The 13033-nt window shown below is 63.0% G+C and carries 9 protein-coding genes; 3 read left to right on the forward strand and 6 right to left on the reverse strand.

What is annotated here, in order from left to right; genetic code table 11:
* Positions 1-117: 117 nt before the first annotated feature.
* Together PAN31117_RS17825 and PAN31117_RS17830 are read left to right on the forward strand one after the other, a co-directional pair.
* Entirely contained in the window at positions 118-1053 is a 936-nt protein-coding gene (locus PAN31117_RS17825; protein ID WP_150739383.1) for a transcriptional regulator, read from the forward strand.
* Positions 1050-1583 (forward strand): hypothetical protein, encoded by a 534-nt coding sequence (locus PAN31117_RS17830; RefSeq protein ID WP_150739384.1) that lies wholly within the window; start codon positions 1050-1052, stop codon positions 1581-1583. Before PAN31117_RS17825 ends, PAN31117_RS17830 begins: the two co-directional genes overlap by 4 nt.
* A gap of 122 nt (positions 1584-1705) precedes the next feature.
* On the opposite strand, the gene PAN31117_RS17835 is transcribed toward PAN31117_RS17830, so the two are convergent.
* The 6 genes from PAN31117_RS17835 to PAN31117_RS17860 form a co-directional block, all read right to left on the reverse strand.
* A complete protein-coding gene (locus tag PAN31117_RS17835) occupies positions 1706-3991 on the reverse strand; it encodes an autotransporter outer membrane beta-barrel domain-containing protein (RefSeq protein WP_150739385.1) in 2286 nt (761 codons plus the stop codon).
* Positions 3992-4119: 128 nt separating this feature from the next.
* Positions 4120-6372: an autotransporter outer membrane beta-barrel domain-containing protein gene (locus PAN31117_RS17840; protein WP_150739386.1), complete on the reverse strand. Its 2253-nt coding sequence runs from the start codon at positions 6370-6372 to the stop codon at positions 4120-4122.
* A 333-nt stretch (positions 6373-6705) separates the two neighbouring features.
* Positions 6706-7902, reverse strand: a complete 1197-nt coding sequence (locus PAN31117_RS17845; protein ID WP_174991015.1) for a glycosyltransferase family 9 protein — start codon at positions 7900-7902, stop codon at positions 6706-6708.
* Between the two features lie 110 nt (positions 7903-8012).
* Entirely contained in the window at positions 8013-9662 is a 1650-nt protein-coding gene (locus PAN31117_RS17850; protein ID WP_150739388.1) for a rhodanese-related sulfurtransferase, read from the reverse strand.
* Between the two features lie 38 nt (positions 9663-9700).
* Positions 9701-10366 (reverse strand): cysteine dioxygenase family protein, encoded by a 666-nt coding sequence (locus tag PAN31117_RS17855; protein ID WP_150739389.1) that lies wholly within the window; start codon positions 10364-10366, stop codon positions 9701-9703.
* Entirely contained in the window at positions 10363-11643 is a 1281-nt protein-coding gene (locus tag PAN31117_RS17860; RefSeq protein WP_150739390.1) for an acyl-CoA dehydrogenase family protein, read from the reverse strand. Before PAN31117_RS17860 ends, PAN31117_RS17855 begins: the two co-directional genes overlap by 4 nt.
* Positions 11644-11895: 252 nt before the next feature.
* Here PAN31117_RS17860 and PAN31117_RS17865 point away from each other — a divergent pair, with 252 nt between their 5' ends.
* The gene (locus PAN31117_RS17865) at positions 11896-12993 is read left to right on the forward strand and encodes an LLM class flavin-dependent oxidoreductase (RefSeq protein ID WP_150739391.1); all 1098 of its coding nucleotides are present in this window, start codon (positions 11896-11898) and stop codon (positions 12991-12993) included.
* Positions 12994-13033: the final 40 nt, after the last annotated feature.

The raw sequence follows: 13033 nt of genomic DNA on the forward strand, positions 1-13033 counted from the left end.
CATTTAACAACGCGATGCGCGTAGCGTGCCTCATAAGGGCCCCGCTACGCCTATGTCGCATGCGAAGCATTCCAAACATTCCTTACGCCAAGGTGTTCCTCGCCTTGGCGATTTGCTATGGTCAAGTTCCTTATCGGTGACATTGCGGGCTTCGATACCGACACTTTTGCGCTGGTCTCGCAACGAGACGCGACGCTCAGCGTGCCGCTCGGTGCGACAGCCGGGCGCTGCCTCCAGGTCCTGCTGGAGGCCAACGGCGAGATTGTGACCAAGCGCGCGCTACTTGCGCAGGGCTGGGAGCAGTACGGCGCCGTCGTCTCCGATAACAACCTCAGTCAGTCCATCGTCCGCATCAGAAAAGCGTTGCAACAACTCGGCGTCGACCCTGCCTTGCTTGCGACATTGCCACGCATCGGCTATCGCCTGACCAGCGCAAAACGTGTCACGCCCTTCGTCGATGCGCTCGATAGCGCGCCACTGAATCCCGCCTCAGTCCCGGAAAGCAGTCCGTCAAACGTCGCACTTCATTGGGATAACACCCAAAATTCTGAAGTCAGTAGAAATTTGTCTGTTGCCGAAAGCGGCACATTGGAAATGCCGGTAAGCGAGGGCGCATCGGACACAGCCGAGCACGTGACGGCAACATCGACGCCTACCGCGACACGTGCCCGCCGGTCATGGTGGCCAGCTGCCGGTCTCTGGTTCGGCGTAGCGGCGATCAGCGCAGCATTGGCCGCCTGGGTCGTGCCCTCACTGCGCGGCGATCTGCGAACGAATGCCAACGTGGCGCAATGGGCACCGCTTGACGACACCCCCGGCAATCGCGTCTTTATCGCGCCGGACTTCAAGCAGGACACCGACTTCGTCAAGCAACGTCTCGCACGGCTGGCGAGCACACCGCCGCTTGCCATCGACGACGCGCACGAACGCTATGTCTACATCAACGGTTCAGGCAGTCTCGACGTGTTCAGTTACTTTCTCTGTCGCGCGCCGATTGGCCGTGCCGACTCCGAATGTCTGTCCTATCTGCTGATCGACCACGCCAGCTCATGAGCCCATCTGTCCCCGCCACGCCGCGCGAATCCCGGCGACTATCGAAACGCACCCTGTGGATCGGGGCCGTCGTCGCGGCGGTGATTCCGTGGGTTGCGGCAGCGTGGCTCGTGCCCGACGATCGTGTCGAATGGCAATGCCTCGCCAATTTCGAATTCGATACGCGCACGTCCGACAGCAAACGCGTACAGGTGTTCGGCACCATGGAATCGAGCTATCACAAAGACGGCACCGGCACCGCCCGCTTTACCGGGCGTTTGCGTCAGGGCGAGACATCGAGCGTCGTGCACCGTGCCAGCGAATTCGAGTACGTCGCACTACGCAGTTGGCTACGTGTCCACACGCTGCGCGCGAGCCGACTGAACAACGACGATACGCCGGACGACCTCGTTTACCGCTTCGTGTACCACGGCTTTCAAGCGGGCTACACCGACTACTTTCAGGCGATGCGTGTGGGCGATGGCGCCAGCGTCGGCTACAACGATCAGCCGCGCGTGTACTGTGCCCCCGAGAAGGCGAATCCTGCCTGAAACGACTGACGTGCACGCATAAAAAAGCCTGACGCCCTTGCGGGTTGTCAGGCCAAGATGGAGCACTCAGAAACCATGGAAAGGGCCGTGCCTCAGCGCCGCCCTTTCATACATCACACGCCTCAGAAGCGATAACGCACGCCGACGTTCGCGCCCCAGGGCTTGTCGAGACGCTTGCCGATCGAGTAGCTGCCCTCCGCGTAGGCTTGCAGATTCTTCGCCATTTGTGCCGCCAGCCCCGCGCCGACTTCGAGACGCGTACCCGAGATGTCCTGCTGCAAATCGATGCCGTTCACACGCACCGAGTTGCTGCGCACAAACTCATGGGTGACCGCTACCTTGCCATAGGGCTGGAACGTGCCTTTCGCCGTCTCGAACGTCTTGCCGAAGTTCATACCGACTGTGCCGAGGACCGACTTCGTGCTGCTGGTCGTGGCATGCATGCCGTTGTCCAGCGTGAAATCGGTGCCGTTGGCCCACATGCCGGCAACCTGACCGAACGGCTCGATGAACCAGCGATTACCGAATTCGATCTTTCGGCCGACTTCCGCCGACAGACCCATGCCGTGATTGGCGAAGTCGCCCTTGCTGCGCACGCCATCGCTCATACGGACATCGAGCTCCGAGCCGAAGCGGTTGTACTTGAGCACACCGTCGAAGTAATAGCCGTTATTGCCAAGCCAGGTGGCGTAAGCGCCCAACGTGTGACTTTCGATGGTACCGCGCGAACCGTTGTTGAACTTCAATTGGCTCGTGCTCGTGCCGAACATGCCCCCGACCAGCCAGCGCCCGGCATCGGTTCGTGCCACGACAGCATCGCCACCGCCGATGACACCCCATTGATTCTGGCTGTAGCCCAGCCCGGCGGCAGGACGCGCGTTGTGCTTGCTGCCGAACACACGTGCCCAGGCACCGCCCCCGTCGCCCTCACCCAGTCGCACTTCGCCCAGTCGCTGACGCAGCACGGTGTGCTCTCCCAGCCACGCGGTCGGCAAGGCGCTATGGATGTTGATTGCCGCATCGGTGCCCGGCGTCAACGTTTCGGTTCTCTCCAGATACCACGACTGCTCGCCGCCAGCCTCGCCAGTGGACTTCAGCACGTAGGCGTACACACCGGCGTCGACCTTATCGCCAACGAGCGAGAACGTGCCGTCGCCGCTCGCCTGCTCGACCAGAAGCTGAGTGTTGACGCCACCTTCCGTACCCGTGTTCCTGACGTGCAGCTGATGCTCACCCGTTGCGCTCTCCACATCGAGCAGGTCTGCGCCACCAAGCTTCAAGTCGGCTTGCATCTGGAATGTGCCGTTGCCGGACAGATCGGTAACGTCGAGCGTATGGAACGTGCCTGCATCTGCCGTGCCGTGAATATCGATGAATCCGCCATCCATCGTGATCTTCGCCATCTCCTGGTCCGCCGTCAGCGCCCATTTGCCGTTCGAATTCACGGCCAGCGAGTCGACGTTGATCAGCTTGCCGGTGACCGAGGCGTGGTTTTGCAGCGTCAAATCCATCGTCGCGCTGCCATCGCTCACGATGTCCCCGGTCAACTGCGAGTTGTCGATGACGATCGTCGAGTCGACACCGTCCCGGAGTTCGATCAGCATGCCGTTCGAGCCCGTCATGGTGGTGCCATTCTCGATGGTGAGTGCCACCATGTGCCCGTCGATGATTTCAGGATCGGCCTGGATCAAAAGCGCGGCACCGTTGGTGCCTTCGATGTGTGTTCCGTTAAGGACGGCCCGGGATTCGTCGCGAACGATGCCGCTCGCCAGCCAGACGCCATGATCGCCCGTCGCAGATCCGCCATGGATGAGAACTTCGGAATCGCGAGAATACACGCCGGCACTCGCCCAGCCGGTGATGCTGTCCGTGGCGCGAATGTGCGTATCTTTAAGGAGAACCGATCCTGCTCTGCCCACATGTACGCCAAATCCCGCGCCAGTAATCGTGGAGTTGTGCACCGACACGCCGGAAGGAGTTACGTCCGCTCCCGCTACGCCGACGAACAGCCCCGCCCCTCTTTCGCTCGAAATTTCGGAGTTTCGAATCATCGCCGACGAATTTTCAAGCGACACACCGGCATTCGTACCAATGGTGCCGTGCACGCGTACGCCATCCAGACTCAAATGGCTGCCCTCGGCACCCCGGATCCAATTCGTCGCGGTGCCCGGGTTGACGATCAACGTGGTGCCGTTGGACACGTTCCACGTAAGGTCGGGATTGCCCGGTGCGTCCAGTACGTGTTCTTGACCGTCGTCGAGGTTCACGGCCTGTGCGGAAACGCTCAGACAGGCGAGCAGGATCGCAACGCCTTGGGCGATACGGCTCGGGAAATGAGCTCTGGGAGATACAGCAGATACGGCAAACGTGGGGGTTGCGGCATCGCGCCGCTGTCGAATCGTACGCATAGTAGTCGTTTCAGAAAATGATCAAAACGACGCGCAGCGTACGGACCCTCCCCTTCAAAATCCGATAATTGCGATGAAAAACACCAATATTCACAACAATTCATCGATATTTCGACAAATTCAACAACTTAGAACGTATAACGCACCCCCACTTGAAACCCCCAGGGTTGATTGATGTTTCGGCCCACGCTCGACTCCACCTCCGAATAAATCTGGAGGTTGCGGCGCACTTGCCCGACGACACCGGCGCCGAACTCGAACCGTGTTCCGGAGAGATCGTTGTTGAATCCGATGCCGTTGACGACGACCTGATTGCTCTTGATGAACTCCTGAACCAGAGCGAGTTTCAGGTATGGCTGAATCTGCCCGCCGCCTGATAACGACAATGTCTTGCCGAACGCGGCACCCACACGCAGTTGTACGGAACCGGTGTGCGACGTATTGGATTGCATGCCGTTGGTCAACGTGAAGTCGTCGCCCCCGACGCGCAGCAACGAAAGGTGCGCATAGGGCTCGACGAACCAGTCATCGTTGAATTTCATATGTCGGCCGAATTCGAACGTTGCGCCGACGCTGTTTTCCCCGAAGCTTCCATGTGCGCCTGCGCCGTCGCTCATGATAACGTTGGCGTCATTCTGGAAGTGGTTGTAGCGAACCACCGTCTCGAAGTAGTAGCCGGTACTTCCGAGCCAGGTCCCGTAAAGCCCCGCCGTGTAACTGTTCACGCCCCCGGTCGAACCGCCGTCGAACGAGAGTTTGCTGTGGCTGGTGCCGAGCAGTCCGCCGACCAGCCACGTGCCGCCCCATGCCTTACCGACGACCGCTTCGGCACCGCCCATGACGCCGTATTGCGTTTGCCGGTAATCGACACCGGACACGGGCGTGGCGTGAAATTGCTTGCCGAAGGTGCGAACCCATACGCCGCTATTGCTCTGGTCGGCAAGACGGACATCGCCGAGGCGGCTTCGCAAAATCGATTGCTCGCCCGCCCAGACGCTCGGTGCTACGCCGGAAATCCCGATGACCGTCTGCGCGCCCGGAGTCAGATCGGGCCCGCCGGGATCTCCCGGATCGTGCGGATCCGTCATGAGCACCCAGTTATTGCCATCCTGACGCAGGTCGTAGCTGTACACCCCGGCGTCGACCTTGCCGCCGACCAGTGAGAATGCCGCCCCGCCGCCGCCCGTCGTGACCACCGTCAAGGGTCTGATTTGGGACGGCTCCGCCCCCGTGTTCGTGATGTGCAACTGGTAGCTGCCAGTCGCAGCGCCGGTCACGGCCAGCAAATCGCCGGTATGGGTCGCGATGTTCGTGCCCATCAGGAAATTGCCGTTGCCTGAGAGTGTGCCGAGCGTGAGCGTGTGGTAGGTGCCCGTACCGGCAGCGGTGCCCGAAATATCGATCGTGCCAGCGTTCATTGTCACGGTCGGCACCGTGTTATTCGCCGTCAAGATCCATTTGCCGCCCGAATTGACGGCAAGCGAGTTGAGATTGACGAGGGAACCGGTCAGAGACGCATTGTTCTGTAGGGTCAAATCGACGACGGCCGTGCCGTCGCCGGTCACGTTGCCCGTCAATTGCGAATTGTCGACCGTCACGTTGGAGGTCATGTCGCCAACGGCCTTGATGACGTTGCCGTCGCTACCAGTGATCGTGGTGCCGTTCTCGATGTCGATCGTCACGTTCCGGGGGCCGGGAACGGTGGGTTGCGGCTGGATCAGAATGCCAGGGCCGCCATTTCCGGTCACTTGCGTGCCGCTCAGCGTGGTCGTCGAAGCCGCGCCATTTATCCCGGTCGACACCCAGATCCCGTTGAGTCCGCTGACACTGCCGCCCGTGACCACGAGCGTGGAGTCGTAGTTGGCAAGCCCAGCGTAGAACTGCCCGGTGCCGCTGCTGGTCAAGGTGCTGTCAGTGATCGTCAAGGTGCCTTTCGTGCCCACCGTCGCACCGAACTGCGCCCCCGAGACCGTACTGTTGGTGATCGTCACCACGGGAGCGATCGTCGATCCGCCGGCGGAGCCCAGTGCAACGCCACTCCCGCTGGTACTGCTAATCGTGGAGTTCGCGATGGTGCCCGACGTATTGAGAAACTGGATCCCCGAATTGACCCCCACGGTTGCGCCGACGGTTGCGCCATTCACGCTCAGCGTGCTTCCGGTTTCGACGTTGATAGCGTTTGTCGCCGCCCCCGGTTCGACGCTCAGGGATCCGCCGTTGATGACCTGCCACGTTTCTGCCGGATCGCCCGGTGCGCTCACCGTTTGGGCAACACCGTCAACGATGGTCGCATGCGCCTGAGCCGCCAGACACGCCACGCAAGCCGCAACGGCATGGGCAATCGGATGGCGCTTGAGCGCCGTGGGCTTTAGCGTTTTCATACGGTTCTCCTACACGATGGCACGACAAACCGATCGATACGACAAGACCGGCGGTCGCCCCCACCAGGCGATCCGCCGGATTAAAGCCCCTTCTCTCCCCAGCCCTGCTTCCCGACCTCGCGGACTGTCTCGCCGCCCCCGGATCCGCAAGGGAAAACCCTATGCAATCATGGAGTTGCGACGTATTTATTGATTGAAAGTTAGATTCAGACGACCGAAACCGCACCTGTCAACGTTGACAGGTGCCTTCATGGCGCTTTCGTGCAATGCTTGGGACGCGGCCGTCCCGGCGCGCAGCGCGCTCAGGGACGGCAAAAGGTGGGGAAATGCGACTCAGCGGGCAACGCTGTGCGTGGAGGAAGACGGCGGTTCGGACGGCTGCGCCGCTCGATCAGGCAGTTTTGGGATGAACGTTGGCGTGGCGCTCAGCGTTGCGATCATGGTCTCGGCAAGCGCCACCGGATCGACGGCGCTCACATCGCTTTGCGTTTGCAAAGGCGTCGACTGACAGCGCGGTGTGAGACGCAGATACGGCGGCTCCGCAGCGGCGAACAGCGTCACGCTCGGCGCTCGCGTGGTGTGGGCCACGTGCATCAGCCCGCCATCGGCGCCGACGAACAGCGACGCATTCGCGATCACTCGCTTCGCGTCGCGCAGCGTCAACTGGCCGACGAACGACACCATTTCGAGGTGCCGGAATTTCGCCTCCATGAGTGCCGTAGCGGCGTCGGCCCCGTTGCCCGAACCCAACAGCACGATGCCCGTGGGTAGACCGGGCGCATACGCCGCGTCGTAGGCATCGAGGCACGCGCGCCAATGCGCATAGGTTCGGCGCGGCTCCACGCCCCCCATCGCCAGCACAACGAACGGTCCCGACGGGAGTTGATTCGCAATGACCGGCGGCAAATCCGTCTCTTCGCGCAGATACGGCTTTGCCCGGGTGAAGAGTTCGTCCGCCCCCAGTTCCAGGCCGAAGACATCGTTGACGGCCGCCAGACTGAATTGCGTCTGATTGCGGTCCGGGCCATGGAAGAAGCGGAACAGACTCGCGAAAGGCAGCGTCGCGAAAAAGCGGCGCTTGATGCGCAATGTCGGGTAGTTGAATTCCTGCATCACGACGACGTCGTACTCGGCCGGATTCACCGCGACCGGATCGTCGAAGACATTTCGGAAAATGTCGTCACCCTCGAAGACCGCTTTGAGTCCCGGGCTGATGAGCAAATCGACGGGGCCTTCGCGTCCGCGCAGCAGCGCACGGCCCGACATATCCATCACTGCGTCGCCCACCGAATGCTTTCCACCGTAAATCCACAACACGCGCGCTTGCGGCGCGACGTGACGCACCTCGTGGCGCAGCTGTCCGCTCATCGCGAGACGCAAACGGCGGTGGAGATATTTTTTGGCGACGGTGAACGCCGACGTGCGTTGCATGAAGACGTCGGGCTCGTGATACACCCACGCGTACGGAATGCGAGTGCTCGGTTCGGTGAGCGCCTCCAGTCGGCGGGTGATGAAACGCGGAAGTGGCATGGTCGGGTCGAAAGCAGGGCAGCGCCGGAAGTTCCGGAGTATGCCACGGGCGCACCGCCGGGACGGCATGCGTCCCGGCAGATTCGGCGCATCCCTTTCTGACGGAAGGCTTACACCACCTGAAAGTGATGCGTGCCGTCGCGATGCAACTGGTCGACAAGGCCGAACTCCCAGTCGAGATATGCCTGCATGGCCTCGGCTGCGTTATCGGTGCCTTCGTACGGACGGCGATAACGGTCGTCGCGCGCGCTGGCCAGGTGCGTTTCGCCCGACTCCAGCGGCAACCCGGCGTTGATCCACGCCTGCGTGCCGCCGTCGAGCACCACAATCTCCGCGTCGGTAAGACGCCGCAGGTCCGCCGCTGCGAAGCGCGCCAGCAGACTGGATCCGCACGTCAGGACATAACGCTGCACCGGCCCGATGGTGCGCAGCGCTTCGGCCAGACGCGCACGAATCACGAACCACGCGCCGGGGATATGCCGTTTGACGTAATTGACGCCTGACGTGAAGTCCAGCACCGCGATCTGCCCCGGCGCCGCTTCGTCGAGCCAGCGCGCGAGCAATGCGGGCGTGACGGTGGCGACCTCCGGTGCGCTCGGCGTGTGCAGCGGCCAGCCGCCCTGCGCACTGCGTGCATGGGCGCTGTGCGGCTCCACGACGTATACCGTCCAGCCCATTTGTGCGAGCCATGAGCCGGTCATATCGGCGCGCACGCCGTCGTCGTCCGCCAGCACGATCCATGCGCCGCGCACCGGCGCCTGATGATCCGTCTCCTGCACCAGCTGACCGCCCTGCGCGTTGGCGAAATCCGGCAGATGCCCTGCCGCATACTCCTCTGGCGTACGCACGTCGAAACGGTAGACGGTGCGTCCCGGCGCATTCAGCGACGGCACGTCCTCAAGCGCCACCCGACGCACACCGGCACGATCCGCCACCGCGCGCGCCCCTTCGCGGGCGACGGCCAGCGTGGCCTCGCGCACGGTTGCCGGGTGACGACGGTCCGCGCCGCGCTCCAGCGTTTGCCCGGCCAGCGTCCATCCGATGGTGCCGTTACGCAGCGCTGCGACGGGATTCGGCAGCCCCGCGTTCACGAGCGATTGCGTGCCGATGATGCTGCGCGTGCGCCCGGCGCAGTTGACGATCACGCGCGTGGCCGGGTCCGGCGCAAGCTCGCGAACGCGCAGCACCAGTTCGGCACCGGGCACGCTCGTCGAACCTGGAATGTTCATCGTCTGATATTCGTCGAAGCGACGGGCGTCGACGACCACGACGTCGGCATCCGCATCGAGCAGCGCCTGCACTTCCTGCGCCGAGAGCGACGGTGTGTGCCGTAGCCCCTCGACCCACTCGCCAAACGCCTTACTAGGCACGTTCACGTCGCGGAAGACTTCGCCACCAGCGGCGATCCAGCCGTCCAGACCGCCCGCCAGCAGATTGACGTCGGTGTAACCGAGCTTGCGCAGCACGGCGGCGGCACGCAGGGCGAGGTCTTCGCCGTCATGTACGCCATAGACGACGATGCGCGTGTCGCGACGCGGAATTCGCGCCCATGCGTCGATCTCTATGCGCGAAAGCGGCAGGTTCGCGGCCCACAGCGGGTGCGTCTGCGCGAACGGGTCTTCTTCACGCACGTCGAGCAGTGCAATTTCCTCACGCGCGAGTAGCGCGGCACGCACGTCGGCGTAGGTCAGTTCGGGGAAGTCTGCAGCCTGCAACGGCGCATCTGGGGGCGTGTGGTTCGGTTGCTCGGACACGGTCATTCCTTGAATTCGTCAGATGTCGAAACGTTGAAGCTTGTCTATTGCTTGTCTGCGGGCGGCGCAGCCTTGCCCCACGGATTGGGCAACTGCGCGTTGGCGTAGCCGGACACGAAGCCCTTGCGCTCGCCCGTCTCAGTGAAGACACTGCGATGCACTGCGCCGATGTTCGCGCCGTACACGTGGATGCTCACCGACACGCGATCCACATACGCGTTACTCACGCGGTGAATGTCGCCCAGACGCGGCGACAACACTTCCACGTCGCCCGGCAGGAGCCGCACCGCCTCGCCCGCCACGATGGGAATGCCCTTCGCGTCGAGCACATACGGCTGCGAGTCTTCCGAGCCACGCAGCATGCCGATCAGCCCCCATACGGTGTGATCGTGAATCGGCGTGCGCTGCCCCGGGCCCCAGACGAAGCTCACGATGGAGAAACGCTGCGCCGAATCGCAGTGAAGCAGGAACTGCTGGTAATGGTCGGGATGCGGCGTGGCGAACGCGTCGGGCAGCCAGTCGTCGCGCGCCACCAGTTGAGCGAGCAGGCCCGCGCCCTCTTCGAGCAGCGTCGTTTCATGGGGACGTCGATCCAACAGTCGCGAGAACCCGGCGACGAAGGTGCGCAACGGATCGAGCGCGTCGTAATCGTGAGCTGGCAGGTCGCGCGACAAGGCGATGCCATCCAGCACTTCTGTCGTACCAGTCATGCGAATTCCCGGAAAGCAGCGAGCGTCTGCCGGCCGGCAGCGCCCAGAATGGTGTCGTTTTGCGGTGTGTGGATGCGGCTGCACAGCACGTCGCGATGATAGCGCTCAAGCGGGTTATTGCGCGAAAGTCCATGATTGCCCGAAAGCTGCAAGGCCAGTTCGAGGACTCGGATCGCATTGCCCGTCACCGTGAACTTTAGCGCACCGCTGGCGATATCGTCATCGGGTTCTCCCGCATCGGCCGCCTGCGCTGCCGCGTCCAGCAGACGCTGGTTGACGTGCAGCAATGCGGTTATCTCGCCGACCGTCTCCTGAATGCGCGGCACTGTGGCCAGCGGCGCGCCGAGATTGCCCGGCACACGGGTGTTCAGGAACGTCACGAGCCAGTCGACGCCAGCACGCGCGAGCGCATCGTAAAGCGTGCCCAGCAGCACGCTCATCCATGCCTGTTGTTCGATGTGTGCATCGTTGTCGCGCTGACCGATGCCTGCCGGTGCCCATTCGTTCGGTGGACGAATATCGACGGCGTTGCCGAACGGCAGATCGATGTCCTCCAGAACGACCTCATGACTGGCAGACGCGCGCAGCCCGAGGTGGTCCCAGTTCTGTACGACGCGAATGCCCGGGCGGTCTGGCGAATCCGTCGGACCTGCCGGACGCGGCACCAGAAACACCCCGACGCGCGGCTCCGCTTCGTCCGTGCGTGCCCACACGCTGAGCCAGCGCAACGCGGGAATGCCCGTGCAATAGAGCTTGCGGCCAGACAAACGCCAGCCCGTTTCCGTGCGCCGCGCAATCGTCGATGGCAGCCCGCCCCGGGCAGGCGTGCCCAGATCCGGCTCCACGCGCAGCGCGTTGATCAGCGCACCGTCGCGCACCGCACTCTCGAACACCGCGCGACGCTGCGCCTCCGGCCAACGCGTGCTTTCTCGCACGAGCGAGCGGTGTTGGAGATACGTCATCGTCAGCACCAGCGCGGTGGCCGATTCCCCCTTGGCAACGGCGCCGACGACGCGCCGGGCCGTCGCGAGCCCGCCGCCGCCCCCACCCGCCGCACGCGGCACCACTTCCGCAATCAGCCCGTGCCGATGCAGCAGTGCAAAGTTGTCGAACGGGAAACGTGCATCGCGATCGAGCGCCGTCGCGCTCTCGGCCAGCGCGCGGGTGATGGAGGGCAGAAGCGCATCGAGTTGTGCGTGACGTGCGGGGCCGTCTCCACGTGGCTGAGGCGGCAGCGGCAGCACCGCCCCGGAAGATGCGAGACCTGAAGAAGCCATGATTTTGGAATAAGCAAATACGCGTTCGGCGCACGGTGCGCCGCGTTACGCAGTGCCCGTAGCGTAAGGCTCGGCGGTGCCGCGTCCAACCATCCATATCGAATAATCTTTGCGTAAATGATTATTTAACGCTCGATGATTGTTTGCGTAGGCTCACTCCCATTCACCGTCTGTTCCGATCGATGGGCGTGTAGCGCAAACCGACCCACGTCGCCGTGCACGCGTCCCCCACCCCACAAGGAGAACGTCGTCATGAGCGTAGAAATCATCGGCATGATTCAGAGCAATAAGCAGTCCGAAATTCATCCTAAACAGGGTGCTTCCGTCGACCGCGACTACGTGCGCAACTTTGCGCGCGCTCACGAGCAATCCGGCTTCGACCGCATTCTCGTGCCCCATCACTCCACCAGTCCGTCGGCCACGCTCACGATTGCCTATGCGGCAACGGTGACCGAGAACATCCACTTCATGCTCGCGCATCGTCCGGGCTTCGTTGCGCCGACGCTGGCCGCACGTCAGATCGCCACGCTCGATCAGTTCAGCGGCGGCCGCCTCGGTGTTCACTTCATTTCGGGCGGATCGGACGAAGAACAGCAACGCGACGGTGACTTCCTGCTCCATGACGAGCGCTATGCGCGCACCGACGAATATCTGAGCATCCTGCGCCGCATCTGGACAGAAGACACGCCGTTCGATCACGACGGCAAGTACTACCGCTTCAAACAGGGCTTCTCCGAGGTCAAGCCAGTACAACAGCCGCATGTGCCGATCTTCTTCGGCGGCGCGTCCGACGCCGCGCTGGAAGTCGCGGCCAAACACGCCGATATCTACGCACTGTGGGGCGAATCTCTCGATCAAGTGCGCGACATCACTACGCGCGTACGCGCCGCTGCAGCCGTGCATGGCCGTACGCCGCGCTTCTCCGTGTCGTTCCGCCCGGTGCTGGCCGAGACCGAAGCGAAGGCGTGGGCGCGTGCCGACAAGATTCTGGCGCAAGCCAAGGCGATCCGCGAAGCCGCCGGTGTACCGCAAGGCTCGGCGCTACAAAGCGAAGGCGCACGACGCCTGCTCGCCGCCGCCGACAAGGGCGCGCGTCTGGACAAAGTGCTGTGGACGGAGATCGCCAAGCTTATCGGCGGACGCTCGAACTCGACGGCCCTGGTCGGCACGCCGGAGCAGGTGGCCGACGCTCTGCTCGACTACTACGACCTCGGCGTGACCACGTTCCTGATTCGCGGCTTCGATCCGCTGGGCGACGCCATCGACTACGGCCGCGAACTGATTCCGCGTTTGCGCACGCTGGTCGCCGAGCGCGACCGCCAGAACGACGCCACGCGCCGCGCCGCCTGAGCGGCGTCCCCACACAACCTCATACGACGCCAAGGAGAAA

Origin of the sequence: Pandoraea anapnoica, from assembly GCF_902459765.1 — a bacterium.
GTDB lineage: Bacteria > Pseudomonadota > Gammaproteobacteria > Burkholderiales > Burkholderiaceae > Pandoraea > Pandoraea anapnoica.

Bases quoted from the DNA above. Each gene is read 5' to 3' on its own strand.
- PAN31117_RS17825 (WP_150739383.1), top strand. From the start codon at position 118: ATGGTCAAGTTCCTTATCGGTGACATTGCGGGCTTCGATACCGACACT.
- PAN31117_RS17830 (WP_150739384.1), top strand. From the start codon at position 1,050: ATGAGCCCATCTGTCCCCGCCACGCCGCGCGAATCCCGGCGACTATCG.
- PAN31117_RS17835 (WP_150739385.1), bottom strand. From the start codon at position 3,991: ATGCGTACGATTCGACAGCGGCGCGATGCCGCAACCCCCACGTTTGCC.
- PAN31117_RS17840 (WP_150739386.1), bottom strand. From the start codon at position 6,372: ATGAAAACGCTAAAGCCCACGGCGCTCAAGCGCCATCCGATTGCCCAT.
- PAN31117_RS17845 (WP_174991015.1), bottom strand. From the start codon at position 7,902: ATGCCACTTCCGCGTTTCATCACCCGCCGACTGGAGGCGCTCACCGAA.
- PAN31117_RS17850 (WP_150739388.1), bottom strand. From the start codon at position 9,662: ATGACCGTGTCCGAGCAACCGAACCACACGCCCCCAGATGCGCCGTTG.
- PAN31117_RS17855 (WP_150739389.1), bottom strand. From the start codon at position 10,366: ATGACTGGTACGACAGAAGTGCTGGATGGCATCGCCTTGTCGCGCGAC.
- PAN31117_RS17860 (WP_150739390.1), bottom strand. From the start codon at position 11,643: ATGGCTTCTTCAGGTCTCGCATCTTCCGGGGCGGTGCTGCCGCTGCCG.
- PAN31117_RS17865 (WP_150739391.1), top strand. From the start codon at position 11,896: ATGAGCGTAGAAATCATCGGCATGATTCAGAGCAATAAGCAGTCCGAA.